The organism is Mycoplana sp. 10N416, from assembly GCF_056394765.1.
The window spans coordinates 260,278-285,973 of sequence record NZ_JBFTIM010000008.1; the positions used below are offsets into that span (position 1 = coordinate 260,278).

The 25,696-nt window shown below is 63.2% G+C and carries 22 protein-coding genes; 3 read left to right on the top strand and 19 right to left on the bottom strand.

Annotated elements, in window-relative coordinates; translation table 11 throughout:
• Complete coding sequence (gene secD, locus AC1DDS_RS17970; RefSeq protein WP_477480129.1) at positions 1 to 2,484, bottom strand: protein translocase subunit SecD; 2,484 nt, start codon at positions 2,482 to 2,484, stop codon at positions 1 to 3.
• 98 nt (positions 2,485 to 2,582) lie between these two features.
• Complete coding sequence (yajC, locus tag AC1DDS_RS17975; RefSeq protein WP_477480130.1) at positions 2,583 to 2,918, bottom strand: preprotein translocase subunit YajC; 336 nt, start codon at positions 2,916 to 2,918, stop codon at positions 2,583 to 2,585.
• Between the two features lie 198 nt (positions 2,919 to 3,116).
• Between yajC and AC1DDS_RS17980 the strand changes: the two genes are divergently transcribed.
• Positions 3,117 to 3,986 (top strand): ATP-binding protein, encoded by an 870-nt coding sequence (locus AC1DDS_RS17980; RefSeq protein ID WP_477480131.1) that lies wholly within the window; start codon positions 3,117 to 3,119, stop codon positions 3,984 to 3,986.
• Between the two features lie 49 nt (positions 3,987 to 4,035).
• Here AC1DDS_RS17980 and AC1DDS_RS17985 read toward each other — a convergent pair whose 3' ends face one another.
• From AC1DDS_RS17985 to AC1DDS_RS18055, 15 genes are all read right to left on the bottom strand, one after another.
• Positions 4,036 to 5,520, bottom strand: coding sequence for a peptidoglycan DD-metalloendopeptidase family protein (locus tag AC1DDS_RS17985; RefSeq protein ID WP_477480132.1), 1,485 nt, complete (start codon positions 5,518 to 5,520; stop codon positions 4,036 to 4,038).
• Between the two features lie 166 nt (positions 5,521 to 5,686).
• Positions 5,687 to 6,313, bottom strand: a complete 627-nt coding sequence (locus tag AC1DDS_RS17990) for a biotin biosynthesis protein BioC (protein WP_477480133.1) — start codon at positions 6,311 to 6,313, stop codon at positions 5,687 to 5,689.
• Between the two features lie 255 nt (positions 6,314 to 6,568).
• Positions 6,569 to 7,225: a protein-L-isoaspartate(D-aspartate) O-methyltransferase gene (locus AC1DDS_RS17995; protein ID WP_477480134.1), complete on the bottom strand. Its 657-nt coding sequence runs from the start codon at positions 7,223 to 7,225 to the stop codon at positions 6,569 to 6,571.
• A gap of 14 nt (positions 7,226 to 7,239) precedes the next feature.
• Positions 7,240 to 7,995 carry a 5'/3'-nucleotidase SurE gene (surE, locus tag AC1DDS_RS18000; protein WP_310421191.1) on the bottom strand — a complete coding sequence of 252 codons (756 nt, stop codon included), beginning with the start codon at positions 7,993 to 7,995 and terminating at the stop codon, positions 7,240 to 7,242.
• A gap of 16 nt (positions 7,996 to 8,011) precedes the next feature.
• Positions 8,012 to 9,295: a serine--tRNA ligase gene (serS, locus tag AC1DDS_RS18005; protein WP_477480135.1), complete on the bottom strand. Its 1,284-nt coding sequence runs from the start codon at positions 9,293 to 9,295 to the stop codon at positions 8,012 to 8,014.
• Positions 9,296 to 9,363: 68 nt separating this feature from the next.
• Complete coding sequence (gene tatC / locus AC1DDS_RS18010; protein WP_310421195.1) at positions 9,364 to 10,206, bottom strand: twin-arginine translocase subunit TatC; 843 nt, start codon at positions 10,204 to 10,206, stop codon at positions 9,364 to 9,366.
• Complete coding sequence (tatB, locus tag AC1DDS_RS18015) at positions 10,203 to 10,940, bottom strand: Sec-independent protein translocase protein TatB (RefSeq protein ID WP_477480136.1); 738 nt, start codon at positions 10,938 to 10,940, stop codon at positions 10,203 to 10,205. Before tatB ends, tatC begins: the two co-directional genes overlap by 4 nt.
• A 45-nt stretch (positions 10,941 to 10,985) precedes the next feature.
• Complete coding sequence (locus AC1DDS_RS18020; RefSeq protein ID WP_310421199.1) at positions 10,986 to 11,177, bottom strand: twin-arginine translocase TatA/TatE family subunit; 192 nt, start codon at positions 11,175 to 11,177, stop codon at positions 10,986 to 10,988.
• Between the two features lie 37 nt (positions 11,178 to 11,214).
• Positions 11,215 to 12,282: an ABC transporter ATP-binding protein gene (locus tag AC1DDS_RS18025; protein WP_477480137.1), complete on the bottom strand. Its 1,068-nt coding sequence runs from the start codon at positions 12,280 to 12,282 to the stop codon at positions 11,215 to 11,217.
• A gap of 139 nt (positions 12,283 to 12,421) precedes the next feature.
• Positions 12,422 to 13,087, bottom strand: coding sequence for an SMC-Scp complex subunit ScpB (gene scpB / locus AC1DDS_RS18030; protein WP_477480172.1), 666 nt, complete (start codon positions 13,085 to 13,087; stop codon positions 12,422 to 12,424).
• A gap of 46 nt (positions 13,088 to 13,133) precedes the next feature.
• Positions 13,134 to 13,940 (bottom strand): segregation and condensation protein A, encoded by an 807-nt coding sequence (locus tag AC1DDS_RS18035; protein ID WP_310421203.1) that lies wholly within the window; start codon positions 13,938 to 13,940, stop codon positions 13,134 to 13,136.
• Between the two features lie 91 nt (positions 13,941 to 14,031).
• A complete protein-coding gene (nagZ, locus tag AC1DDS_RS18040; RefSeq protein ID WP_477480138.1) occupies positions 14,032 to 15,051 on the bottom strand; it encodes a beta-N-acetylhexosaminidase in 1,020 nt (339 codons plus the stop codon).
• Positions 15,052 to 15,181: 130 nt separating this feature from the next.
• Positions 15,182 to 18,514 (bottom strand): SPOR domain-containing protein, encoded by a 3,333-nt coding sequence (locus AC1DDS_RS18045; protein WP_477480139.1) that lies wholly within the window; start codon positions 18,512 to 18,514, stop codon positions 15,182 to 15,184.
• A 60-nt stretch (positions 18,515 to 18,574) separates the two neighbouring features.
• Positions 18,575 to 20,335 (bottom strand): arginine--tRNA ligase, encoded by a 1,761-nt coding sequence (argS, locus tag AC1DDS_RS18050; protein WP_477480140.1) that lies wholly within the window; start codon positions 20,333 to 20,335, stop codon positions 18,575 to 18,577.
• Between the two features lie 66 nt (positions 20,336 to 20,401).
• The gene (locus tag AC1DDS_RS18055) at positions 20,402 to 21,619 is read right to left on the bottom strand and encodes a deoxyguanosinetriphosphate triphosphohydrolase (protein WP_477480141.1); all 1,218 of its coding nucleotides are present in this window, start codon (positions 21,617 to 21,619) and stop codon (positions 20,402 to 20,404) included.
• Between the two features lie 212 nt (positions 21,620 to 21,831).
• Between AC1DDS_RS18055 and erpA the strand changes: the two genes are divergently transcribed.
• Together erpA and xth are read left to right on the top strand one after the other, a co-directional pair.
• Entirely contained in the window at positions 21,832 to 22,164 is a 333-nt protein-coding gene (gene erpA, locus AC1DDS_RS18060; protein WP_310421214.1) for an iron-sulfur cluster insertion protein ErpA, read from the top strand.
• 60 nt (positions 22,165 to 22,224) lie between these two features.
• On the top strand, positions 22,225 to 23,007 hold the full coding sequence (xth, locus tag AC1DDS_RS18065) for an exodeoxyribonuclease III (protein WP_310421277.1): 783 nt from the start codon (positions 22,225 to 22,227) through the stop codon (positions 23,005 to 23,007).
• A 57-nt stretch (positions 23,008 to 23,064) separates the two neighbouring features.
• Here the strand turns inward: xth and exoR are convergent, their stop codons facing one another.
• Together exoR and AC1DDS_RS18075 are read right to left on the bottom strand one after the other, a co-directional pair.
• On the bottom strand, positions 23,065 to 23,868 hold the full coding sequence (gene exoR, locus AC1DDS_RS18070; protein ID WP_477480142.1) for an exopolysaccharide production regulator ExoR: 804 nt from the start codon (positions 23,866 to 23,868) through the stop codon (positions 23,065 to 23,067).
• Between the two features lie 450 nt (positions 23,869 to 24,318).
• Entirely contained in the window at positions 24,319 to 25,641 is a 1,323-nt protein-coding gene (locus AC1DDS_RS18075; protein ID WP_477480143.1) for an outer membrane protein transport protein, read from the bottom strand.
• Positions 25,642 to 25,696 lie beyond the last annotated feature (55 nt).

Sequence of the window (25,696 nt, forward strand, 5' to 3'; positions counted from 1 at the left end):
TCATGCCTTTTCTGCCTCGGTCCCGCGACCGCCGAGACGATAGCGATCGGGCCGCAATCCAAACAGGATCAGCACGGGGCCGGCTATATAGATAGAAGAGAAGGTCCCGACCGCAATACCGAAGAACATCGCCACCGCAAACGCGCGGAGGATCTCGCCTCCGAAGATGGCCAGTGCCGCCAGCGCGATCAGCGTGGTCGCCGCCGTCAGCACCGTGCGCGACAATGTCTGGCTGATCGCGGCATCGATCAGCAACGGCAACGGCATCTGCCGGAATTGGCGGAGATTCTCACGAATGCGGTCATAGACAACGATCGTATCGTTCAGCGAATAGCCGACGATGGTCAGAAGAGCGGCCACGCTGCCGATATTGAACTCCATGCCGGTCAGCGCGAAGAGGCCTGTCGTCAGCAGGATATCGTGCATCGTCGCGACGACCGCGCCGATGGCGAACTGCCAACCGAACCGAACCCAGACAAAGCCGATCAGAGAGACGAGCGCGAACGCCATGCCGATCGTGGCAGCGGCGATCAGATCGCCAGAGACCGTGGGGCCGACGACTTCGACCCGGCGTATGTCGTAATCGCTCTCAAGCTCGCCACGCGCGACCAGGGCCGAGGTCTGCTCGGCGTTCTCGCCGCCACCCTGCGGAGGAATGCGGATCGTCGCCATGGCGGGGTCCAGGCCGACCCGCACCGCGACGTCACCCAGATTCATCTCTTCCAACTGGCCGGCGATCTGCGCCGCATCGGCATTGCCCTGTCTCGCCTTGACCTGGAGGAGCGCGCCGCCGGTGAAATCGATGCCAAGGTTGAGGCCATTCAGCGAAACGAGGACGGCCACGGCAATGGAGACCAGCGCGACCACCGAGAAAACGTAGTTGCGGATCGCCATGAAGCGCAGATGCAACCCGCCGAACAGGCCGCTGCGGACGGTTCGGGGCAGATGCGAGATTTGCCGGCTCTTCACCCACCGCCAGGCGAGCCAGTGCGTCAGCGTGAAGGTGATGAAGACGGTGGTGACGATGCCGATGCCGACGATGGCGGCAAAGCCCTGCATCGGCCCGGATCCGAGGAAGAACAGGACGAGGACCGCGATCATGGTCGTCACGCCGGCATCCGCTACCGTCGAAAAGGCACGCGAGAAGCCGGACGCGAGCGCCTCCGACAAGGGGCGGCCATTCGCAGCCTCCTCGCGCATTCGCTCATAGATCAGCACATTGGAATCGACGGCCATGCCGATCGTCAGCACCATCCCGGCGATGCCCGGCAGAGTCACGACGGTCCCGGTCAGCGCGACGATCGCCAGAATGAGCAACAGGTTGAAAGCCAGCGCGATCGCGGCGATGGCGCCAAACGCACCGTACCACCCGACCATGAACAGGGTGACCGCAACCCCGGCGACGCCGACCGCCAGAAGCGCCGACCGCAACGAGGCCGATCCGAGCGCCGGATCGACCGAGCGTTCCTCGACGACGGTCATGGAGGCCGGCAATGCGCCGCTGCGCAGAACCGCGGCGAGGTTTGCGGCGCCCTGCTCATCGAACTCGCCGGTTATCTGGCCGCGCCCGTCCGTAATGGGGCCGTCGATTGTAAAAGCGGTCAACACCTGATCATCGAGCAGGAGTGCCATCGTTCGCCCGACATTGTCGCGCGTCGCTTCCACGAGCCGGGTCGTTGCCTCTGGCGACAAACGGTAGGAGATCGAGGTCGCGACCCCTTCCTCGCCCGACACGACCTCGGCGGCAACGAGATCGCCTGAGGTGAACAGGCTCGCGCGCCTCACGACGTAGCCGACCGGCGGCTCGCCCATCGTGTAGGCGACCTCGGTGCCGGGCGGCGGTCCGTTTTCGAGCGAAGCGTTCGGTTCGACGAGACGGGCGGAAAACGCTCCGCGCTGCGCCAGAACGTCCTTGAGCCGCTGCGGGTCGGCAAAGCCCGGAACCTGCAAGGCAATGCGATCCTGCCCCTCGCGGCGAACGTTCACCGCCAAGCCGCCGACTTCGCTGACGCGCCGACTGACCACGTCGAGGCTTGCGGCCGCCGCCTCGTCCCGTGCGATGTCGAGCGATTCATTTGTCAGATCGAGCCGCACCACGCCGTCGGCTTCGATGGTCAGCGCGGTCCCGGATATCGTGGCGAGCGCGGCTTTCGCCTGTTCGGTGCGCGCGGCATCCGTGATTCGAACAGACAGGCTGCGCTCGGACCCGGCGAGTCCGGCATAGGGAATTTTCGCTGCCCTGAGTGCTGCCCCAGCCGCGTTGACCGCGGCCACCAGTCGATCGTTCTCGATGTCCGACCGTTCGAGTTTGAGCACGAGACCGGCCCCGCCGCTCAGATCAAGGCCGGGCAGCAACCGAGGAAGCGGCATGCCGGGAAGGTCCGACCGCCGATCTGTTCCCAGAGTATTGGGCAAGAGAACGACAAGGCTCGCCACAACGGCGAGCCAGGCGAGCAAGGTTTTCCAGCGGGCAGGTTGCAGCATCACACTCTCGAAATGCCCGGCAATCGTGCCGGCAGGAAACCCGACAAAACGACGTCGCCCGGAAGCGGTGGTACACCGCCGCCGGAGCGAAGATCACATTATTCCTTTACCGGCTCGCCCTTGACGCGAACCTCGGAAATGCCGCCGCGCACAACCCGAACCTTGATCCCTTCTGCGAGTTCAACCTCGAGTTCCTTGTCGTCGATGACCTTCGTCACCTTGCCGACGATGCCGCCGCCAGTCACGACCTGGTCGCCGCGCCGGATGTTCTTCAAGAGTTCATCCCGCCGCTTTGCAGCAGCGCGCTGCGGACGGATGATGAGGAAATACATCACGACGAAAATCAGAAGGAACGGCAGCACGGACATCAGAAGATCCGTGCCACCCGCTGCGGCAGCCGGCGCCGTCTGGGCGAAAGCCTCGGTAATGAACATTCAAAACTCCTTGAAACTGGTAGCACCGGGCGAATATCCACTCGATGCAGTCGGCGCGAATATAGGCAAGCCAAGCTCGAATGCAACAGAACAGCCCCAATCCTGCCGGAAATTCAGGGATTTCTCTCTTTTCGCCCCAACACCGACATGCTACCGCCCCAGAGCAATGTTTGCCGTGACGGCAAAGGAGTGTGAAACGTGCAGGAAGAACAAACGCAAGCGATCCTGAATGAAATCGCGGGCCTTCGGGCGGCACTTGAGCGACTTGCCGGCCCGCCACCGGCCGAGAATGACTGGAACGCCGCGGAATGCTTCGTCTGGGTACCGGCGCGGCAGTATCTGCAGCCGGTCTCCCGGCCGAATCGCGTCGATCTGAGCCTGATCCGCGGCGTCGACCATGTGCGGGACATCCTCGCCGACAATACCCTGCGCTTCGCCAACGGCCTGCCCGCCAACAACGTGCTACTCTGGGGCGCGCGCGGCATGGGCAAGTCTTCGCTTGTCAAGGCGGTTCACGCCTCGACGGCGCGCGAAACGGGATTGCCGCTGAAACTCGTAGAGGTTCATCGCGAAGACATCGCCACCCTCCCCGCGCTGATGGAGATCCTCAAGGCTGCGCCGATGCCGGTCATCGTCTTCTGCGACGACCTTTCCTTCGACCATGACGACACATCCTACAAGTCCCTGAAGGCGGCGCTCGACGGCGGCGTCGAGGGGCGGCCGGACAACGTCATCCTCTACGCCACCTCAAACCGCCGACACCTCCTTCCACGCGATATGATGGAGAACGAGCAGTCGACCGCCATCAACCCGTCCGAAGCCGTCGAGGAGAAGGTCTCGCTGTCGGACAGGTTCGGCCTGTGGCTCGGCTTCTACAAGTGCAGCCAGAACGACTACCTGGAAATGATCGACAGCTACGCGGACTACTTCGGGCTGGACGGCGACCACGGCGAGATCCATGCCGAAGCGCTCGAATGGTCGACGACACGCGGTTCGCGCTCCGGCCGTGTTGCCTGGCAATTCATCCAGGATCTGGCCGGCCGTCTCGGCAAGTCGCTAACGAAATGAAAAAAGGCCCGGTCTCCCGGGCCTTTTTTCTGTTTGGTTTGCCTCGTCGCTATTCGAGGAATGTCATCGGATTGACCGGCGAGGCGTTCTTGCGCACCTCGAAGTGAAGCTTCGGGCGGGCGGCGCTGCCGCTCATGCCGGATGCAGCCAGCGTCTGGCCGCGCTGGACCTTCTGACCGCGCTGGACGTTCAGGCTCGATGCGTGACCATAGACCGTCACGGTACCGTCGTCGTGGCGGACCAGAACGGCATTGCCGAGCTCCTTCAGGCTGCTGCCCGAATAGATGACCACGCCGTTCTCGGCGGCCTTGATCGGAGTTCCCTCCGGAACTGAGATATCGATGCCTTCGTTGCGGCTGCCCTCGACGTTTGCACCGTAGCCGGCAATGACCGCTCCGCGCACCGGCCAGCGGTACTTGCCGATGCCGGTCGATTCGGGTGCCGCCTCGCTCAAATCCGCCTTCGTCTCGATCTCGGCCACCGTCTGCGTCTTTGCCACCGGCGCGTAGGCCTCGGCCTTTTTCTCGACCGGTTCTACCGCCTTCTTCGCATCGGGGAGCGACGCCGTCATCGTCTTGTCGGTCGCCGACGGGCTTGGAATGCTCAGCTTCTGTCCGACACGGATCGACGCGGCCGTCAAGCCGTTTGCCTTCTTCAACTCGTCGACCGTGACGCCGTTCCTGGCTGCGATCTTGGCCAGCGAATCACCCGGCTGGACTTCGTAACCGCCGGTCTTGCCTCCATCGCTAGCTGCAAGCTTGGTCTTGTCGGCATCACCGGCAGCCTTGTCGCGACCCTTCGCGGAACCGGGAAGGATTGCCACGTCCTCGCCCGTCTTCTTGTCGGGCAGCGGCTGCCGGTTGTCGGTGTTGAGCGCAGTATCGATCGAAGCCTTGGCAGCACTGGGCGTCGTGCCAAACACCGGGATCGTAATCTTCTGACCCGGCTCGGCGTCCGATGCGCTCTTCATGCCGTTGGCCTTGAGGATTTCCTTCTCCGGAACGCCATAGCGGTTCGACAGCGTCTTCACGCTCTCACCGGGGCGCATCATGACGACCGGAGCGTTGGCAGTCGACCAGCCGTTGCTGCTCTTGCCACCCTTCGAGGTACCAGTATCGACGGCGGCTTGCGCCTTCGGAGCCGTCGGCATCGGCTGTGCCATCGCGACTTCCCGCTGGCTGGAGCTCGACGCGACCGTGGGATCGGCAAGCGCGGTGCGCTGTACGTCCATCGGCGTCGTCGCCATGCGGGCGCTGGAGCCACCTGCGCCGTTGCCGGCGTCCTGCACCGGATAGGGTTGGTTCATGGCCACTGCCTGACCGGCGCTGTTCACATCGCCACGCGGAACGGGGCTGCTGTTGCCGAACAGCGTGCGCCGCGGGATCGAATTGGTCGTTATGTCGTCGGAAGATGAAAACAGTCCGCCAAAGCGGGTGGCATCGGAACTGCAGCCAGTGGCCGCACCGGCCAGCAACACCGCCACGAGAAGCCGTGGCGCGGTCTTACCAAAACTCGGTGATACACTCTTACGCATGTCTGACAACCCAATCGAAACACAACAACAGCCGTGCAATGATTAAAGCGCGTTAGAGTTACTGCCCGGTTAAGACCGGACCAACAGCGTCAGATCTTTGAGATATTGCTAATCGTGATCCGGCCGAAAAGCGGGACCGAACCGCCTGGGTCTCCGGCAAAAGCGGTCAGAAGCTGCCGAGATACATGGACGTGGCGCGGGAAGCGGCAAAGCTTTGCCGGCCCAGGCCATCGGCACTATGAAGGGCGGCACCCGGCGACAGCATCTGCGGAACATCGCGACGAATCGTGTTGCCGCTGGCGAGGATTGTATCCAGCACCGCCGGCACCTCGGTTCCCAGGTCGTCATCCAGCGCCTTTTCCGCATAGGCGAGCGACCGCAAGGAGGAAACCGCAACCTGGCGGCTGCCGACATAACGCGGGCTCGATTGATCCTGCGGCCTGAGGTTGTCGAAGTACTCGATAAAGGCGCGGTAGTAGCTCTTCATGTCACCGTCATCGCGGAAGTGGCGGAAGGCGGCGTACTCACGTTCTTCAAGCTCCGGCGAGACGATATTGTTGCGCTCATCCTCGGTCAGGGGCCGAAAGCGCTGAGTGTCGCGGGACGCACTCAGGACCAACAGGGCTTCGACGGAAAGCGAAACCTGGTCGGACGGATCATACGAGCCGGCCGTGAAGCCGTTCTGCCGCCCACCGTCTACGGCCTCTTCACCGGCCTTGCCCGCGGCCCTGGCGGCGAGATTTGCAAGGCTGTCGCTCGTTGCGCTGCCGGCGATCCTGTTCGAGATTTGCATGCTCATCTCCATCGGATGGCGATCCATTGCTGGTTCGTTCGACGTGTGGATACATGTCGCTAGACAACCCGCTTAGGGGTCGAACCTTGCGCGAAGCTTGCATTGGTTAACGAAAGATTAACAAGTAATGATTTCCGGAGCTCGCTGGCCGCTGCGTGCATAGGATGTCGAGCACCCGAACTGGCGAACCGCGAGCAGATGCGCACCGGTCAAATCTGCCAGTCGATTCGCGTCCGATGAGACGGGGGTGATCGGTCAGAGGCTCTTGGCCTGATGGGGCACGATCGGCAGGTATGGGACCTCGAACAGGTCCTCGCGATCAAAGCGGCTGCCGGTCTTGACCAGCTTCACCATCCTGCAAGTCTCGTCACTGACCATGACCGGGGCGAGCAGCATGCCGCCCGAGACGAGCTGATCGACGAACTGGCGCGGCATCGCCGGGAAGGCGGCGGTCACGAGAATCCGGTCGAACGTCCCCTCACCCACCAGGCCGTTGCTGCCGTCGGCCTGGCGGACGATCACGTTGCGCACGCCGGTCTTTTCGATGTTCTGCTGCGCCCCTGCCACGAGCGTCTTGTAGCGGTCGACGGTCAGCACCCGCTCCGTCAGGCGCCCCATGACCGCCGCGGTAAAGCCGCTGCCGGTGCCGACCTCGAGGACGCGCTGGCCGGATTTGAGATTGAGCAGATGCAGGAGCCGAACGGCCAGGTCGACCCCCTCTACGAAGGAGCCGCAGTCGATCGGCAAGAGGCGGCTCGAATAGGCCTCCCCGGAGAACTGCGGCGGCACGAACAGCGTGCGCGGCGTCTGCTCCACGGCGGTCAGGAGATCGAGGTTGTTGATACCCTCGCCGCGAAGCCGCAAGGCAAGTGCCGCGAAGCCTTCCTTCTCAATCACTCGTGCCGTGTTCAATCGCAGCCTCCAGCTTAGCCAAGCGCACGCTTGACGCGGTCGAGCACCGCGTAGTCCGTCAGATCGAGCTTGAGCGGCGTCACGGAAATCGCATTCTCCCGCAGGGCATGGATGTCCGTCCCGGCGCGGAAATCACCGTGTCGATCGCCAAATCGCAACCAGAAATACGGGTACCCGCGGCCATCCTTGCGCTCTTCGATACTGATCCCGAAATCCAGCTTGCCCTGGGAGGTGACCTCGGTACCTGCAACGGCATCGGCAGGACAGTTGGGAAAGTTGAGGTTGAAGAACGTCCCATCGGGAAGCTCGACGTCCATCAGACGACGGATCAGATCCGGCGCGTGCCGCTCCACAACCTCCCAGGGCACCATATGCCCGTCGGCATGGCGGAAGGCCTGGCTCAGTGCCATCGACCTTATGCCCTGCAAGGTGCCCTCGATCGCACCGGCGATCGTCCCCGAATAGGTGACGTCGTCGGCCATGTTCGCCCCGGCGTTGACACCGGACAGCAGCAGATCGGGCGGGCCCGGCAGGATCTCACGGACAGCCATGATCACGCAGTCGGTCGGCGTGCCGCGCAGGGCAAAGCGCTTGTCGCCCACCTTGCGCAGGCGCAGAGGCTCGGAAAGGGTCAGCGAATGCGCCAGCCCGCTCTGGTCGGTCTCCGGCGCCACGATCCAGACATCGTCGGACATCGTGCGCGCAATCCGCTCCAGGACGGAGAGGCCTTCGGCGTGCACGCCGTCGTCATTGGTCAGCAGAATGCGCATTCGCTCCGTCGTCCCTTCAATTCGCCTTTTCGATCTTCTTCAGCCCGCCCATGTAGGGCAGCAGCACGTCCGGGACGGTGACCGAGCCGTCCTCGTTCAGATAGTTCTCGACGACGGCGATGAGCGCTCGCCCGAGCGCGACGCCCGAACCGTTCAGCGTGTGCACGAATTTCGGGCTCTTGTCGTCCTTGCCGCGATAGCGCGCGTTCATGCGCCGCGCCTGAAAATCGCCGCAGACCGAGCAGGAGGAAATCTCGCGATAGGTGTCCTGTCCCGGCAGCCAGACCTCGATGTCGTAGGTCTTCTGGGCTCCGAAGCCCATGTCGCCGGTGCAGAGCGTCACGACCCGGTAGTGAAGGCCCAGACGCTTGAGAATCGCTTCGGCGCAGGCGGTCATCCGCTCGTGCTCGGCCACCGAGCTCTCTGCGTCGGTGATCGAGACCAGTTCGCACTTCATGAACTGGTGCTGGCGCAGCATCCCGCGCGTGTCGCGGCCGGCCGAGCCGGCTTCCGAGCGGAAGCACGGTGTCAGTGCGGTGAAGCGCAGCGGCAGCTTCTCCTGGGCGAGGATTTCGTCGCGGACGAGGTTGGTCAGCGGCACTTCCGCGGTCGGGATCAGCCAGCGGCCATCGGTCGTCTTGAACAGATCCTCGGCGAACTTCGGCAACTGCCCGGTGCCATACATCGCCTCGTCGCGGACGAGCAGCGGCGGCTGGACCTCGGTGTAGCCGTGTTCCTGCGTGTGGGTGTCGAGCATGAACTGGCCGAGCGCCCGCTCCAGTCGCGCCAGCTGGCCCTTCAGGATCGTGAAACGGGCGCCGGCAATCTTCGCCGCGCCCTCGAAGTCCATCCAGCCGAGCGCCTCGCCGATCTCGAAGTGTTCGAGCGGCTTGTGATTCCAGCCCGGCTTTGTGCCCCACTTGTGCTTTTCGACGTTGTCATTTTCATCGGCGCCGACGGGAACTTCGTCGAGCGGTATGTTCGGGATGCGTGACAGCGCATCGTTCAGCTCGGCGGTGATCCGGCGCTCTTCCTCTTCGGCTGCCGGAAGCATCGTCTTGATCTCGGCAACCTCGGCCTTCAGCTTTTCGGCCAGTGCCGTGTCCTGCTGGGCCATGGCAGCGCCGATCTCCTTGGAGGCGGCATTGCGGCGCGACTGCATGTCCTGCGCCTTCTGGATGACGTTGCGGCGGGTCTCGTCGAGCGCGATCAGGCTGGCCGCGAGCGGCTCGGCGCCGCGCTTTGCCAGCGCTGCGTCGAGAGTCTCGGCGTTTTCGCGGATCCATTTGATATCAAGCATTGTCGCTCCAGGCGTAATAGGGTTGCGGCCCCTCCGCCCGGCAGCGTCCGCTTGCGCCAGCTATCGTGTCAAGCCTTGTCGGCTTCCTGCGATGCCGGCACGTCCGCCGCATCCTTTTCGGAGTCCGAATCCTGGGCGGCGCTCGCCCGCTGCCGTTCGATGAGTCGGGCCGTATAGATGCCAATCTCGTAGAGAAGGATGGTCGGTAGCGCAAGGCCGATCTGGGAGATCGGATCCGGCGGCGTAAGAACCGCAGCTGCAATGAAGGCGATCACGATCGCGTACTTGCGCTTATCGACCAGCGACTGCGAGGTGATGAAGCCGGCGCGCACCAGGAGCGACGACACCACCGGCAACTGGAACACTAGGCCGAAGGCGAAAATCAGCGTCATGATCAGGCTGAGATACTCTGACACCTTCGGGAGAAGCTGGATCGAGACCTGCCCCTCGCCGCCGCCCTGCTCCATCGACAGGAAGAACCACATCACCATCGGGGTGAAGAAGAAATAGACGAGCGCGGCGCCGATCAGGAACAGGATCGGCGACGCGATCAGGAACGGCAGAAACGCGGCGCGCTCGTTCTTGTAGAGACCGGGCGCGACGAACTTGTAGATCTGCTGGGCGATGATCGGAAAGGCGATCACCAGCGCGCTGAACATCGCCACCTTGATCTGGGTGAAGAAGAATTCCTGCGGCGCAGTGTAGATCAATTCAATATTGCGATGCGTCAGCCCGGCCCATTCGACCGACCACTTGAACGGCAGTACGAGCAGATTGAACAAGCCCTTGGCGAAATAGAAGCAGACGAGGAAGGCGACGAAGAACGCGCCGACGGCCCACATCAGCCTCCGCCGCAGTTCGATCAGGTGCTCGATCAGCGGCTGGGGCTTGTCCTCATAATCGCCGCTCATGCCTGGTCCTTCTTGGGCTTGCGTGTCGTGGCCTTCTTGGCGGTTTCGCCGGCGGTCTTGCGCGCCGGCTTGGCAACCTTGTCCGCGGCCTTGGCGGCACTGGCGGACTTCGCGGGCGCTTTCGCACTCGAAGGCTTCCGTGCCGGCTTCTGCTCCGGCTCCTTGGCCTCTGCCGCCGGCGCCGGCTTTGTGGTTGCCGGCCTTTTCGCCGTTGCGGCTTGTTCGATCGCCTTCGCGGTCGCCTCAACCGGATTGATCGGAGCCGATTTCACCGGCTGAACCGGGGCCGCCGCCACAGGCGAAGCAGCGGTTGCCGACGCTGCCGCCCCGGCCACCGGAGCTGCGGCACCGTTTTCGGTGACGGCCGGTTGAGCCTCGCCGGGCGCCTCCGTCGAGAGCGAAGAAGCGGCAGTCGATTCCATCTGACTGACGCTCGTCGCCTTCTGCAGGTCCGACTTGATCTCGTCGCCCACCTGGCGAAGCGGATTGACCGCGTCCCGGATGGCGTTCATCGGGTTCAGCTTCTGTGCGTCGTCGATCGTCTTTCGGACGTCGTCGAGATCCGCTTCCCGCAGTGCCTCGTCGAACTGCTGGCGAAACTCACCCGCCATGCTGCGCAACTTGGTGACCATGCTGCCGAACGTCCTGAGCATCTGTGGCAGGTCCTTCGGACCCACCACGATTATCAGGACGATCGCAATGACAAGAATTTCGGTCCAGCCGACTTCAAGCATAAGAACATTTCCTCAGACCGCTGCGACTGCCGCGGCCATGGCCGATCACTTGGTTTCGTCGGCCTTGTGCTCGACAGTCTTGGCCTTGTCGGCGGCTTCCTCGTCCGACATGCCTTTCTTGAAGTTCTTGATGCCCTTGGCGACGTCGCCCATCAATTCCGGAATCTTGCCGCGGCCAAACAACAGCAGCACCACTGCCAGAACGATCAGCCAATGCCAGATGCTGAAAGAACCCATTCCCGTACTCCTTTAGAATTCCATCGATGTAAGACGTTCAGCCGTCTTTTTCAAATACTAGTATATCTCGCTCGTTAGCGGAAAGCTTGACCTCGCGCAATCCAAACGGAAGTTGGCCGGCACGAATACGGGCGCGAACCGGTTGATCGGAGCCCGGAACCGCAAGTTCCAGCAACTCGACGACCCCGAGGAAGCGCCGAGACAGCACGCGCGCCGGGACCGCCCCGTCCGACTGCGACACTGCGACGCCCGAAAGCCGCACGGCGATGCGCACTTTCGCACCGTCCGGAAGCGGACCGGCCGCAACATTTCCCAACGGGGTCTCCACCTTCCCCGCCTGAACAGACCCGCGAAAGATGTTGATCTCGGAAAAGAACCCGGCGGCAAAAAGGTCCGCGGGCTTGAGATAAAGTTCCTCGGCTGTTCCGACCTGCACGAGCTTCCCGTCGCGCAGCAGCGCGATGCGGTCAGCCATCCGCATCGCCTCCTCGGCGTCATGGGTGACGACGATCGCGGTTGCACGGGAATGGCGCAGGATCGCCAGCGTATCGGCACGAATGGAGTCCTTCAGCCGCGAATCGAGCCCAGAGAACGGCTCGTCCATTAAAAGCACCGACGGGCGCGGAGCCAGTGCGCGGGCAAGGGCGACGCGCTGCTGCTCGCCGCCGGAAAGCGCGTGGGGAAATTTGTCCGCGTAGTGCGCAAGCCCCACGCGCTCGAGCGCCAGATGCGCTTCTGCCACGGCTTCCTTCTTCGGCAAGGCTGTCAGCCCGAAGCGGACGTTGTCCAGCACCGACATGTGCGGAAAAAGCGCGAAATCCTGAAACATCAGGCCAACACCGCGACGTTCCGGTGGCAGGAAGACCTTGGGACCGGCAATCTCCTGGTCGTTCAGGAGCACGCGCCCGCCCTGCTGCGCCTCGATTCCAGCAGCGATTCGCAACAGCGTCGTCTTGCCGGACCCGGACGGGCCGAGCAGGCACAGGACCTCTCCCGGCTGCGCCGACATCGTAATGCCGCGGATCGTTTCCTTGCCGTGATAGCTGTGGTGAATGTTCTCGAAGGATAGCTTTGCGGCAAAGGTGACCGCCGATGCGGTTCGCATTGCGCTCCCGTTCAACTCAGACGAACCTGAAGCCATGCCTTGCCAATCCCTGCCTTCACGCTTGAGCGCAGGGAGGTCCCTGTCGCTCCTGCCCTTCGTCCGAAAAGCGCAGGCAATTCAGGACGACGATAAGCTTCCGCTATTCGTCTTCTTTTCCGCCCGGTGTCAAGAGGCCAAGCTCCTCCAGATCCAGCGATGTGATCGGATCCTCGTCCTCGGCGAGTTCATCCTCGCCGAGCGGCAATGGTATCTGGAAGTTCGAGGGGATGCGGCCGGACAGGAGGCCGGCCCCTTTCAATTCCTCCAGGCCCGGCAGATCTCGAAGCTCCTCCAGTCCGAAGTGATCGAGAAAGTCCTTGGTGGTTCCGAACGTTACGGGGCGGCCAGGCGTGCGCCGGCGACCGCGAAAGCGAACCCAGCCAGCCTCGAGCAGCACGTCGAGCGTCCCCTTCGACGTCTGCACGCCACGGATGTCTTCGATTTCCGCGCGCGTCACCGGTTGGTGATAGGCGATGATGGAAAGCACCTCGAGGGCTGCACGCGACAATTTGCGTACCTCGCCCTCTTCGCTGCGCACGACAAAGGAGAGGTCGGCCGCAGTGCGGAAAGCCCAATGATCGCCGACCTGAACGAGATTGACGCCGCGTCCTGCATACAGCGTCTTCAACTGGCGCATCACGTTGCCGACGTCGACGCCAGCCGGCAGCCGATCGGCGATGTAGCCCTCGGCCACCGGGCCGGCGGAGGCGAAGACCAGGGCTTCGGCAATGCGCGCGGCCTCGTGCAGGCGACGGGGATCGACGATCGTCGCGCTATCGGACGCACTGGCCTTGCTTTCGACGTCGCTCGCCTCAGACACGGTCGTTATCCTCAGCGCTGCCTGTGCGCGGCGGCACGCCGCGGCGCAGATAAATCGGCTGGAACGCACCTTCCTGCCGGATTTCGAGGTGTCCCTCGCGCACCATTTCGAGAGAGGCGGCAAAGGCGCTGGCGATCGCCGTCTTGCGCTCGGAAGGGTCCGTCATGTAGCGCAGCAGGAAATGGTCGAGGGCCGTCCAGTCATCGATCTCGCCGATCAGCCGATGCAGGATCTCGCGCGCATCGGCCAGCGACCAGACATTGCGCTTTTCGATCGTGACCTGGGTAATGGCGTGGCGCTGGCGGAGCGAGGCATAGGCGCTGAGCAAGTCATAAAGCGAGGCGTCGAAGGCCGACCTGCGCTGGGTCGGAATGTGCTCCGGTGCACCGCGCGCGAAAAAATCGCGGCCAAGCCGGTTACGGTTGATCAGCCGTGTCGCCGCGTCGCGCATCGCCTCCAGCCGCTTGAGGCGGAACGCCAGCGTCGCCGCCATCTCCTCGCCCGTCGGGCCTCCGTCCTTGGGAGCCTGCGGAATGAGGAGCCGCGACTTGAGATAGGCAAGCCAGGCCGCCATGACGAGGTAGTCGGCGGCCAGCTCGATGCGGATGCGTTGGGCGCGATCGATGAAATGGAGGTACTGTTCCACGAGCGCGAGGATGGAGATGCGCGCGAGATCCACCTTCTGGGTCCGGGCGAGGTGCAACAGCAGATCCAGCGGCCCTTCGAAGCCGGCGATGTCGACGACGAGCCCCTCTTCGTGCAGTCCACGACCGTCGTCGTCCTGCCACAGCTCTTCCATCGGCGCACTGTCCGATCCTTGAAGCTTCTGCGGCTTGAACCTCGATCCGTACACCTGTGCTCCTAGCGCTCGCTTGCCTGACCGCGCAGCCTCAGGCGATCGCGATCAGGGCATTGAATTCCTCTCGCAGCGCCTGTTCGTCCGCGCCGTCGGCCTGCGGGAAACCGGCCGTGACAGCGTCAGCCCGCTGACGGCCTTTTCCTACCAGCGGCGGCACATTCTCCGCAACTGCAATCATTTCTTCCATGATGCCGTGGCAATGCAGCACCAAGTCGAGACCGGCCGCGACGATCCCGCGCGCCCGCGCCGCGATATCGCCGCGAAGGGCGTTCATCGACACGTCGTCGGACATCAGCAGTCCGTCAAAACCAATATGGCCACGGATGATGTCCCGAACGACCTTCGGCGATGTCGTCGCCGGATTGTCCCGGTCGATTTCCGTGAAGACGATATGGGCCGACATGGCCATCAGCTCGTCCTTCATGCGCCGGAAGGGAACGAAATCGACCGCCTCAAGCTCCTTAATCGGCGCGTTCACCACCGGCAGATCGTGATGGGAATCGACCATGGTGCGGCCATGTCCGGGCATGTGTTTCATCACAGGCAGCAGGCCGCCCGCTTTCAGGCCCTCGGACGCCGCCTTCCCCATCGCTGAGACGATCTCCGGTTCCTGCCCGTAGGCGCGGTTGCCGATGACGTCGTGCACCCCGGGGACCGCTACATCCAGCACCGGCAGGCAATCCACGTTGACGCCGAGGCGCGAGAGGTCGAAAGCGAACAGGCGCGACATCAGCCAGGCGGCGCGAAGCCCCTTTTCCTCGTCCTGCCGATAGATGGCCCCGAGTGCCGCGGCGTTCGGATACTGCGGAACGTATGGCGGCTTCACGCGCTGAACCCGACCGCCTTCCTGATCGATCAGCACGGGAATGCGCGCGTCACCGCCGATGGTATCGCGCAGTGCGGCCGTCAGATCGGCAACCTGCGACGGCTCGCCAATGTTGCGGCCGAACAGAATGAAGCCCCAGGGGCGTTCGTCCCTGAAGAATGCTTTTTCGTCATCGGTGAGGGTGAGCCCCTTGCAACCGGAAATGAAGGATTTTGATTCGCTCATGGGGTCGAATCATACGGGGCCTGACGCGAAAGGCGAGAGTGGTCACGGCTCTTTCACAAAAAAGCACGCCCCCAACGCAAAAGTGGCGCGGGTTAACCGCGCCACTTGTCGATATGTCTTGTCGCTCTGCTTACCGCGTCACGAGGCAGCTGCCGCCTGCACTCTTGTACTTGGCACAAAGCGCATTGGCCTCTTCGCGCGACCCCGCTGGAATTCGGACGCGGAAGTAGGTTCCCTTGTTCGGGATATCGGCCTGCTTGATGTCCACGCCGCGACCGCCGATGACGCCGGAGAATTTCGCAGAAAGGCTGTTGTAAGACTTTTGCGCTTCCTCTGCCGACGGCAACGAAGCGATCTGGATGACATAGCCACCCGGATTGGCGGCGGCGGCCGGTGCCTGTTCAACGGCCGGCTGCTGAGCGGCGTCCGACGCGAGTGCCGCGGTCTCGGTGGGGTTGGCATCGGCCACGCGCCCGCGCTCGGTCACCGTTCCGACGACATTGACGGGCTGATCGGCCGGCCGGGTGACGGGGACAGCCACCTTTCCAGCCGCCTGTTCGCCCCCAGCCGAAGCCGTTGCATCGGCAGCAGCGCCGAGGGTTGTCGTCCTTACGACACGAACCGGCGCGCTGTCCGTAACTGCGGCGTCGGCGGCATCTTGCAGCGCGCGCGCGTTTTCATCCAAGGCTGCGGCGGCTTCGCCGATATGCTCCGCCCGCAGTCCGGCCTCAGCCGTTGCCGAAGCGACGGCGGACGCAGGCGCGGTGGTCCCGGCGGCCTCGACAGCATTATCGGCGGAAGCGAGCGCGCTTTCCGGTGCGGACACGGGCTCCTCGCGGGCAACGAGCGTTCCGTCGGGCTTGACGATCATCGTGCGGACCTTGCGCGGCGAAACGACCGGCGATCTGTCGTCGTGCCTGCCAGGCTCCCCTGCGGTATCGTCGACGCCAGGCAACAGACGCTCGTCCGCGGCGGTTGCATCGTCGGCCGGCATCTCGTCTTCCGGTCCGTCGAAGGGCAGCGATTCCGGCGCCAAGGTGCGTTGAACGACGTCCACCGGCTCTTCGGTCGAGGTGACGAGCTGTTCCTGCTGCGGCCTCGCTTCGGACGATCCGGCAACGCGATCATAGACGGCCTTGTCCTGGTTCGGCACCGTCTTGCCGCCCTTCTCTTCCGGCACGATCTTCACCGGCTCTTTGTCAGCCATGATGACGCGCGGTTCTCCCCCGCCGGTTCCGATCGCGCCCGAACCAGCCATGAAGGCATAAACACCTGCACCACCAAGGACGACCACGGCCGCCGCGGCGGCAACCAGCAGCCCCCTGCCGCGACGCACCGGTTCGTCATAACCATCGCCGACAAAATCGCCGTCGACCTGCTGCGCATCGAGCGGGATAGCGTGGCGCTCCGGCTGGGAGAGCGAGCGGCGCAGATCCTCCTCCAAGGCCTTGTCGAATTCGTCGGTCTCGACGGCTCCTGCTTTCGCCACGGTCGCGGCGGGCGTGGCAGTGCCGGCCCGCTCGCCATCGCGAGACTGTTCCCCGGCCCCCGGATTTGCGAACAGCTGCGCCATTTCGGCATCGATGTCGAAATCGAATTCCGGCGGATGAACCGGCGGCTTTTCCTTTTCGATTGCCGGCAACTGCGGCACATCCAACTCGGCGACGGGCGCGACGCCGGTATCGGTGTCGGCGATCAGCGACGGATCGAACGGCAAGACGCCATCATTGTCGAACGGCTCGGGCGCATTTGCCGCTGCAGTTTCCACCGGCAAGGCAGGCTCGAAGCTCGCCTGTGCGACCTGAGGTGAAAGCGGCTGTACCGGTACGCGCGCAACCTCCACCGTTCCGGCTAGCGGAACGGATACCGAAACGGGCGCCGGTTGCGGCGCCAATTGCGCAGCCGCGGGCTTCGCCTCATCCACCAGCACGAGCTCGGAAGGATCCAGGTTGAACTCAACGTCGGAGAAATCGATCTCGAAATTCGCGAAGGCGTCGTCGACGGCAGCTTCGGCAGCGTCGCGATCGCCCACCGGCTCCGCCGGCTGCTGCACCGTATAGCGAGGCGCCGCAACTTCTGGCAGCGGCTGGACAGCCACGACAGCCGGAGGTTCGACCGGCGCAACCACCGGGGCCGGTGCAACCGGTGTCGGCGCGGCGGGCAGCGGCTGTGCCGCAGCACTGGCCTGCTGCCGATCGATCGCAACTGGGGTGGCGCGGCCGAACTTGATGCTCGAAAAGCCGTCCAGCGTTCCAGGGCGCGGGCGCGACGTCTCCAACGGGGTCGCAACCGGTGTACGGCTCTCCGGCACAGGGAAGCGTTCGACCTCGGCCAGCAGTTCATCGAGCTCGTAGCCATTTTCCGCGCGCGCGGCAGGTGCGACCTCGTAGGACGGCTCGGGCTCGAACGTTACGATTGTTTCCGCTGCGGATGTAGCCAGCGCATCCTCGGCGACAGCCAAAGGAGCATCGACCTGCTGTTCGGGCATCCAGGCAGGCACGAAATCGACCGAACCAACCTCGACCGGGAGCTCCGCAGCCGCGAAATGCGCCCCATCGCCGCCTTCCGGACCTACCGGCATCAGTTCCGAATAGGCAGGCGGCGGCAGATCCGCGTCCGCACGATCGGACGCGTTCCCCGTGAAGAGTGATTCGATGACCGAGCCACTCACCGCACCGACATTCGCGTCGTCGGCAACGAGGCCGGCCGCGGCTGCGTCATAGGATCGGGCCGCTTCGGGCAGGCGCGGTGTATCGGCATGATGCGTCTGCGCCGCAACGTGCGAGACTTCCGTTGTTTCGGCGAAGGCATCCCCGAGCGACAGCTCCAGCTCCCGATCAAGGTCGAGCGGAGCCGGTTCGACAGCTACTTCAGAAAACTCGGCGGGCTGCAACCCGAGGAACACGGGCTCATCAGTTGGCGACGCATCGTGAGCGAGCACAGGCACAGGCGTTGCTGGCACAGGCGTTGCGACAGGCCACCATTCGACATCCGAAGCCGACAGATCCGGCACCGGCTCCGCCGTACCGGGGTTGTCGGTTGCGACACCGTCCGGCCCTTCGACAGGCGGCAACGTGCCAGCGGCCGGCAGCGGATCGAGCTGATCGGGCATCGGCAACTGGGTTGCCTCATCGGAATGAAGACCGGAATGCGCAACTACCGTGTCCGACAGGTCGGCTACGGCCGGGACGCCGTCGTCGCCGGACAAATCGGTCGCGGCGTCGCGATCGACATCGGCTATTGGATCAAGCGGCGGAGCGTCGTAGCGCGCAAACTCGCGGAGCAACTCGCCTTCCAGATCGAAGGCGGGCTCCTGCAAGGGCTCCGGCGGCACGGGGCGCGCCGCCGTCGGCACATTGCGTGGCTCGTAGCCGACAATACGTGCGAGTTCCGCTAATGGATCATCGTCCGACAGAACGTCGATGTCGGCGGCTCCGCTACGCGCAAGATTCTTGTCTGCCATACTGCTCCACTCGCAAGCTACAAAACGCGTTTGCCAGCTTAATGTGGGCAAATGGTGACACTACCGCATCTCGTCCGGCGCGGCAGTGCCCGTAATGGCAAGGCCCGACTTTAGAACAGATGCGACGGCATACACCAGCCCGAGTCTGGCTATACTCAATTCTCGGTTTTTATCATTAACAAAACGTAAGTCGGGCTGATCTTTGCCCTTGTTCCAGTGCGCATGGAATGCACTTGCGAGATCATAAAGATAAAACGCAATCCGGTGCGGCTCGTGGGCCGATGCCGCCGCCTCGACCGCGCGCGGATACTCTGCGAGCTTTGCGAGCAACTGCAGTTCAGTGGGATCGGCGATCTTGTCCTTCACCGCCGAAGCGAGATCAAGACCATCGAAGTCGACGTCCGGGAAGGCTTCCGCCGCCTGCCGGAAGACCGACATGCAGCGCGCGTGCGCATACTGCACGTAGAAGACCGGATTGTCCTTAGACTGCTCGGTAACCTTGGCGAAGTCGAAATCGAGCGGCTCGGAACTCTTGCGATAGAGCATCATGAAGCGCACCGAATCACGGCCCACCTCCTCGACGACCTCGCGCAACGTGACGAAGTCGCCCGAGCGCTTCGACATCTTCACCGGCTCGCCGTTGCGATAGAGCTTGACGAGCTGGCACAGCAGAACCGTCAGCTTCGCCTTGCCCTCGGAAATGGCGCGGCAGACGGCTTCAAGCCGCTTGACATAGCCGCCGTGGTCGGCGCCGAGGACGTAGATCATCTCATCGAAGCCGCGGTCGAACTTGTCCTTGAAATAGGCCACGTCGGCGGCGAAGTAGGTGTAGCTGCCGTCGGATTTGATCAGCGGCCGGTCGATGTCGTCGCCGACTTCCGTGGAGCGGAATAGGGTCTGCTCGCGATCTTCCCAATCCTCCGGCAACTGGCCCTTCGGCGGCGGCAGCACACCCTTGTAGACATGCCCCTTGAAGGTCAGGTCGTTGATCGCTGTCCGAATCGGTGCGCCGCCATTGGCGTGCAGCGTGCGCTCGGAGAAGAAAACGTCATGGGAGACGTTCAGCGCCAGCAGATCCTCACGGATCATCGCCATCATCGCGTCGATGGTGCGGTCCTTGACGATCGGAAGCCATTTTTCCTCGGGCATCAGCCGGAGGCTCGAGCCGAACTCGGCCGCCAGCGCCTCGCCGACCGGGACAAGATAGTCGCCGGGGTACAAGCCCGCCGGGATCTCACCGATGTTCTCGCCGAGCGCCTCGCGATAGCGCAGGAACGCCGACCGGGCGAGGACGTCGACCTGCGAGCCGGCGTCGTTGATGTAATACTCTTTCGTTACGCCATAGCCGGCGAAAGCCAGAAGATTGGCAAGCGCATCGCCAACGACGGCGCCGCGGCAGTGACCGACATGCATGGGACCCGTCGGGTTGGCCGAAACATATTCGACATTGATCTTGCGCCCCGAGCCCATCTGGCTGCGGCCGAACTCCGTGCCATGGCGGATGATGTCGGCAAGCACCTTCTGCCAATAGCCGACCGACAGGCGGACATTGATGAAGCCGGGACCGGCCACCGAGACCTCGGCCACTTCCGGGTCCTCTCGCAGCTTGCCGACGATCAGTTCAGCCAGCGCGCGCGGATTGGTGCCAAGCGCCTTGGCCAGCACCATCGCGGCGTTCGTCGCCACGTCACCATGGCTGGCATCGCGCGGCGGCTCGACACCGACACGAGAGAAATCGACCTCGGCGCGTTTCTCGCGCACGACATCAAGTTCTTCCAGTACGTCTTTGATTCTGGTCTCGAAATCGACAAAGAGGTTCATGTCATCCATCCGTGCGCCAAACCGCGCCACGCGCTCAAAGCGCTGATTTTCCGGTCGGCCGGGTGACTATCGCAATTCCGGGGTCCGGTCAAACAGCCGTCTGTGGGTATCGATTGCGTAATTGTCGGTCATGCCGGCCAGGTAATCGCCGACGTGGCGCGCCTTCGCCGCCTCGGGCATTTCCCGGATGTGGTCCACCCAATAGTGGCCCTGCATCTGTTGCGGATCGTTCATGAACGCATGGAACAGGTCGGTGACGATGGTGGCGGCATTGGCGCGCACCCGCATTACCTCGGGATGACGGTAGATGCGGGAAAACAGCATCTTCTTGATCGCCTTGTCCGTCGCAGCAAACGAATCGGAAAAGGTCGCCATGACCCGCCCGGCCTGGCGCACGTCGTCTACACATTCCGGCCCGACCTCGCGCAGCGCAGCCTGCGCGTAGCCGATCACGTCCTCGACCATGGCGGTGATCTGCCGGCGCATGATCTCGTGGGTGAAGCGGGATGGCTCCAGCCCAGGATAGAGGCGCCGCACCTCCGTCATCAGCCCGACGAGGAACGGAACCTCCTCCAGCATCTCCAGCGTAAGATAGCCCGCACGAAGTCCGTCATCGATATCATGGGTGTTATAGGCAATATCGTCGGCAATGGCGGCAACCTGAGCCTCGAGGCTGGCGTAGCTGGCAAGTTCCAGATCATGCAGGGCGCAATAGTCGAGGATCGGCTGAGGCACGGGGCCGCGGGTGCCCTCGCCTTGCGGCGTCAGCAACGGCCCGTTGTGCTTGACCAGCCCTTCGAGGCTTTCCCAGGTCAGGTTCAGCCCGTCGAACTCCGCGTAGCGCCGCTCCAGCTTGGTGACGATCCGCAGCGATTGCGCGTTGTGGTCAAAGCCCCCATAGGGCGCCAAAACCTCGTGCAGGGCGTCCTCGCCCGTATGACCAAACGGGGTATGGCCGAAATCATGGACCAGCGCCACGCCCTCGGCGAGGTCCTCGTCGAGTTTCAACGCGCGGGCAAGCGCGCGTGCGATCTGCGCCACCTCGATCGTATGGGTCAACCGGGTGCGGTAATGGTCTCCGTCGGCGGCGATGAAGACCTGGGTCTTGTGTTTCAGCCGACGAAACGCGGTCGTGTGGACGATCCTGTCGCGGTCCCGCTGAAAATCGGAGCGGGTCGGGCTCTGGCCCTCTTCAAAAAGCCGCCCGCGACTCGACCATGGATCGGCCGCATAGATTGCCCTCTGGCCTGCGCCGAACCCGAGGGCGTGTCTGTCCAGTGTCATAGTTCACCTGCTTCGGGCCACCCATTGACGCGGCCCCGACGCCTTCATACCTATACTGTGCACAGCGTAAAGGCGCACTGCAAGAAGCATGCTTCTTTATATATGAGATCAATCACTTATCTCAACGCACGCCGACGTGTGCAGCAGCCGATTGGCAAGGATCGGCAAAGAAATCGAATCTCGGCGGACCTTGACCCCGCCCGGAGGCCGCCATGAGCGACAAGAACGTCACCCTTTCGGACGCCGCAGCCAAGCGGATTGCCGCCATTCTCGGCGCCGATTCCGCCAAGACGGCGATGCGCGTCTCGGTTGAAGGCGGCGGCTGCTCCGGCTTCTCCTACAAGTTCGATCTCGTGGACAGTTCCGAAGCGGACGATCTGGTTCTTGAGAAGGGCAGCGCGCGCGTGCTGATCGATCAACTCTCGCTCGTCTACATGGACGGCGCGGAGATCGACTTCGTCGACGATCTGATGGGCCAGTCGTTCCAGATCAAGAATCCCAATGCGGTTGCAAGCTGTGGCTGCGGCACCAGCTTCTCGATCTGACCGTTTCGACGCTCCGCCGACCTAATCACCCCAACCGATCGTCCAGAAAGACAGATGCCGATGAAGATCGCGACATGGAACATCAACGGCGTGCGCGCCCGTATCGACAATCTTCTCACCTGGCTCAAGGAATCGGCCCCGGACATCGTGGCGCTGCAGGAAATCAAATGCCAGGACGACGCCTTTCCGCGCTTTGAGGTCGAGGCGCTCGGCTACCACGTCGAGACGCACGGCCAGAAGGGCTTCAACGGCGTCGCCCTTCTTTCGAAAATCCGCCCGGACGAGATCAATCGCGGACTACCGGGAGACGATGGCGACGAGCAATCGCGCTTCATCGAGGGGGTCTTTTCCCGCGACGGCGGTGTCATCCGCGTCTGCTCGATCTATCTGCCGAACGGCAACCCGCCCCAGGATCCGACGAAATACCCCTACAAGCTCGCCTGGATGGACCGGCTGGTGGCGTTCGCGCAGGACCGGCTGGCACTCGAGGAGCCGATCGTGCTCGCCGGCGACTACAACGTCATTCCCGAACCCCACGATTGCTGGGACGTGAAGGTTTGGCAGGGCGATGCGCTCTACCTACCGCCCACGCGGCAAGCGTTCCGGCGGCTTGAGAACCTCGGTTACACCGATGCCGTGCGCGCATCGACCGACGAAACGCCGCTCTATACCTTCTGGGACTATCAGGCCGGCTGCTGGCAGAAGAACAAGGGCATCCGCATCGACCATCTGATGCTCTCGCCGGAGGCGTCCGATCGCCTTGTCTGCACCGCTGTGGAAAAGCACGTCCGCAACTGGGAAAAGCCGTCAGACCACGTGCCGGTCGTCGGGCATTTCGCCTGACGCGCCGATGCCGCGTCGAGCGAGGCGGCTGTCGGAGACCGGGACCGGGCCCTGAGCCTAATTGACGCCCTGCTTTATCTCCTGCGTCATCGAGACCGCTGCGCGGCGGTCCTTTTCGCTGGCGAGCGAGAAGGCCTGCTCCTGCATCTCCTGCAGCCAGGAGCAATCCTTCGGGGCGCAATTGTCGAGGGCGGTGGTCATCATGGCCAGGCCGCGGGCCGACTGCCCTTCCTGGAAGATCAGATTGCCGAGCAGGCCCATGGCACCGGCATGGCCGTGCTTCTGGGCCCTGTTGAGCCACTTCTTGGCCTGATGGACGTTGGCCGTGCCGCCCTCTCCGGACAGGATCATGCGCGCCAGCTCGAACTGCGCCTCCGGAATGCCGAACGTCGACGCGGCCTGGAAATAGAGCTGTCGCGCCTGTCCCAGGTCGACCTTTACCGGCGTATCCGGGATGCCACGCCGGTAGTAACCGGCAAGCGCGATGAGCGCATTGGCGAAAAAGCCGGTGTCGTCGGACCCGGGCTCCACGCCCTGGTTGGCAATCGCGCTGTACATCTTGAAGGCCTCGAGATCGTTCTCGGCCACGCCGTCGCCGTCGGCATACATGTTGGCGAGCGCCCAGCGCGACCCGGTGTGACCCTTCTCGGCCGCATAGCGATAGGCTTCGATGGCATCTTCCTTGCGGCCTTCCTTGTAGGAAAAGAAGCCGAACTTGAAGAGGTCGAACGGCCGGCTCTCCTTGTTCACGCCCGATGCCGGGTCGAAGGCGTGAGCGCCCGTCGCCGTCAGCCCGTTGCCCAAAGACAGACAGAGACCAAAGGCCAGACATTGTATCGAAAGTGACGCAGACTTGGACATGGCTACAACTATCTTCCGCCCTACCCCTTGCCGGAATGGATGCGGTTTTCCAAAGGGCAAACAGTGACTTGAAGAAGGCTACCCATGTCCCGAACGCGCGCCGGGGGACATGCCACTCGCCTTGCCGATGCAACGCACCATCCGCGTTCCTCCGGCAATCTTGTCAACAATGACCTCACCAATGGCACCACTCGGTTCATGGTTTCCTTCCGCGCCTATCCAGCGCGCTCTCGGGCCTATCGCTGCTCCCCGTTTGTGGCGGGAAATGGACAGATCGGTCCGCCGTTCCTGTCTAGCAAACTATCGCAAAGAATGTGTTGCCAAATCGGCACAGACACCGGAAGGCGAACCCGCCCTGCCGCGCCGCGTTCTTTGCGCCTTGCCCCAGAGCATCGAATAAAAAAAAGGCCCGGGTATGACCCGGACCTCATCGCAGCAATGTGCAGTAGGTCAGAACTTGACCTTCAACTCGGCCGACAGGGCCGAGACCAAGTCGGTGCCGTACTCGTAGCTGGCGGTGGTCATGCTGGTCGGATTGGACTCGCCGCTGGTCAGGATGCCGAGGGCGCCGGCAAAACGCAGTTCGACGTTCTCGGTGGGCGTATAGGCCGTACCAAGCCCGACGGTCCAGCTGTCGGAATTCGATCCGGTCACGGTGCTCGTGCCGCGGTCCCAGGTCAGGCTCGCCCCGCCACTCCACTGTTCGTTGAACTTGTGGCCGACGCCGCCCGTCACGGTCCAGCCATCGCGATAGAAGAGGTCGAGGGCGGTCAGCGGCACACCAGTCGCATTGCCACAGAAGGCGGCACTGCCGTCGCAGGTGAATGCCACCGTCTGCAGCAGGCTCCAGTTCGTCCATTTGACAGAACCGAAGGCCAGCCAGTCGGGCGCAATACCGGATTGCAGCTTCAGTTCCAGCGAATCCGGCAAGGTCGCTGAACCCGTTACCGGGGTTTTCTGTCCGAATACACGCTCATAGACGGCCCGTTTGAGCAAGTTTGGTTCCAGCAAGGCCGTAGCCGCTGGAACACCGGTCAGGTTCAGCGTTCCACCAATGCTGTCATACTTGACCCTGCTGTTGTATACGAGGCTGGCGCGCATTGCATATTCCGGGATTTCGTAGCCGATCCCCAATCGCCATCCGCCGCTGCGATCCTCCATACCCTCGAGCCGGCCAAGCCCGCTGAAGCCGGAAAAGTCCAATCCTCCAAGCTCCGCCCCGAGCGCCGGCAGTATTTCCGGCGCGAACACCACAGCCTCCTTGTGGCCGCCGATCTCCTGGTAGAAGCCGCCACCGATCACCCGGAACTGTCCCGGACCGGCATCGAACCTGTAGGAGCAGGTGCCGCCATAATTGCGACTGAACACCTCGATCTCGGTCATATCCTTGGCGCCGGTCCAAAAGCGCCCCGGATTGGCGTTGGCGCCCCATGGCTCCGAATAGTCGATCATGCAGTCGATCGAGTCGCCGATTGCCGCTTTCGCGCCGACATAAGGATCGACGTAGTTTTGAGCCCCGTCCGCGGAGGTCGAATAAGTGCCGATGTTGTTGAGATTGGTCGGATTTCCTGCCGGAACGCTATGATCCACCGCGTTCTTGAGCTCGCGGTTTGGCATGACATAGGTCACCGTGCCATCGAACACGTAGGGCGATTTCTCGAACAACAGGTCGACGTCATAGCCGTGACGTTCCAGGCCGCCTGCAAGTGCCGTGCTAGACAGGGCGAATGCCGCAAGCCCCAGCGCGCCTGCCGTCAGTGTATTTCTGTGCATGAAAGTCCCCTTGGCATCACCGCGCCGGCCAGGTCCCCGAAACCGTCGCAGTGGC

What these genes read in the sequence shown, in the direction of transcription:
- secD (WP_477480129.1), bottom strand. Translation starts at nt 2,484, where the DNA reads ATGCTGCAACCTGCCCGCTGGAAAACCTTGCTCGCCTGGCTCGCCGTT.
- yajC (WP_477480130.1), bottom strand. Translation starts at nt 2,918, where the DNA reads ATGTTCATTACCGAGGCTTTCGCCCAGACGGCGCCGGCTGCCGCAGCG.
- AC1DDS_RS17985 (WP_477480132.1), bottom strand. Translation starts at nt 5,520, where the DNA reads ATGCGTAAGAGTGTATCACCGAGTTTTGGTAAGACCGCGCCACGGCTT.
- AC1DDS_RS17990 (WP_477480133.1), bottom strand. Translation starts at nt 6,313, where the DNA reads ATGCAAATCTCGAACAGGATCGCCGGCAGCGCAACGAGCGACAGCCTT.
- surE (WP_310421191.1), bottom strand. Translation starts at nt 7,995, where the DNA reads ATGCGCATTCTGCTGACCAATGACGACGGCGTGCACGCCGAAGGCCTC.
- serS (WP_477480135.1), bottom strand. Translation starts at nt 9,295, where the DNA reads ATGCTTGATATCAAATGGATCCGCGAAAACGCCGAGACTCTCGACGCA.
- tatC (WP_310421195.1), bottom strand. Translation starts at nt 10,206, where the DNA reads ATGAGCGGCGATTATGAGGACAAGCCCCAGCCGCTGATCGAGCACCTG.
- tatB (WP_477480136.1), bottom strand. Translation starts at nt 10,940, where the DNA reads ATGCTTGAAGTCGGCTGGACCGAAATTCTTGTCATTGCGATCGTCCTG.
- AC1DDS_RS18020 (WP_310421199.1), bottom strand. Translation starts at nt 11,177, where the DNA reads ATGGGTTCTTTCAGCATCTGGCATTGGCTGATCGTTCTGGCAGTGGTG.
- AC1DDS_RS18025 (WP_477480137.1), bottom strand. Translation starts at nt 12,282, where the DNA reads ATGCGAACCGCATCGGCGGTCACCTTTGCCGCAAAGCTATCCTTCGAG.
- AC1DDS_RS18035 (WP_310421203.1), bottom strand. Translation starts at nt 13,940, where the DNA reads ATGGAAGAGCTGTGGCAGGACGACGACGGTCGTGGACTGCACGAAGAG.
- nagZ (WP_477480138.1), bottom strand. Translation starts at nt 15,051, where the DNA reads ATGAGCGAATCAAAATCCTTCATTTCCGGTTGCAAGGGGCTCACCCTC.
- AC1DDS_RS18045 (WP_477480139.1), bottom strand. Translation starts at nt 18,514, where the DNA reads ATGGCAGACAAGAATCTTGCGCGTAGCGGAGCCGCCGACATCGACGTT.
- argS (WP_477480140.1), bottom strand. Translation starts at nt 20,335, where the DNA reads ATGAACCTCTTTGTCGATTTCGAGACCAGAATCAAAGACGTACTGGAA.
- AC1DDS_RS18055 (WP_477480141.1), bottom strand. Translation starts at nt 21,619, where the DNA reads ATGACACTGGACAGACACGCCCTCGGGTTCGGCGCAGGCCAGAGGGCA.
- erpA (WP_310421214.1), top strand. Translation starts at nt 21,832, where the DNA reads ATGAGCGACAAGAACGTCACCCTTTCGGACGCCGCAGCCAAGCGGATT.
- xth (WP_310421277.1), top strand. Translation starts at nt 22,225, where the DNA reads ATGAAGATCGCGACATGGAACATCAACGGCGTGCGCGCCCGTATCGAC.
- exoR (WP_477480142.1), bottom strand. Translation starts at nt 23,868, where the DNA reads ATGTCCAAGTCTGCGTCACTTTCGATACAATGTCTGGCCTTTGGTCTC.
- AC1DDS_RS18075 (WP_477480143.1), bottom strand. Translation starts at nt 25,641, where the DNA reads ATGCACAGAAATACACTGACGGCAGGCGCGCTGGGGCTTGCGGCATTC.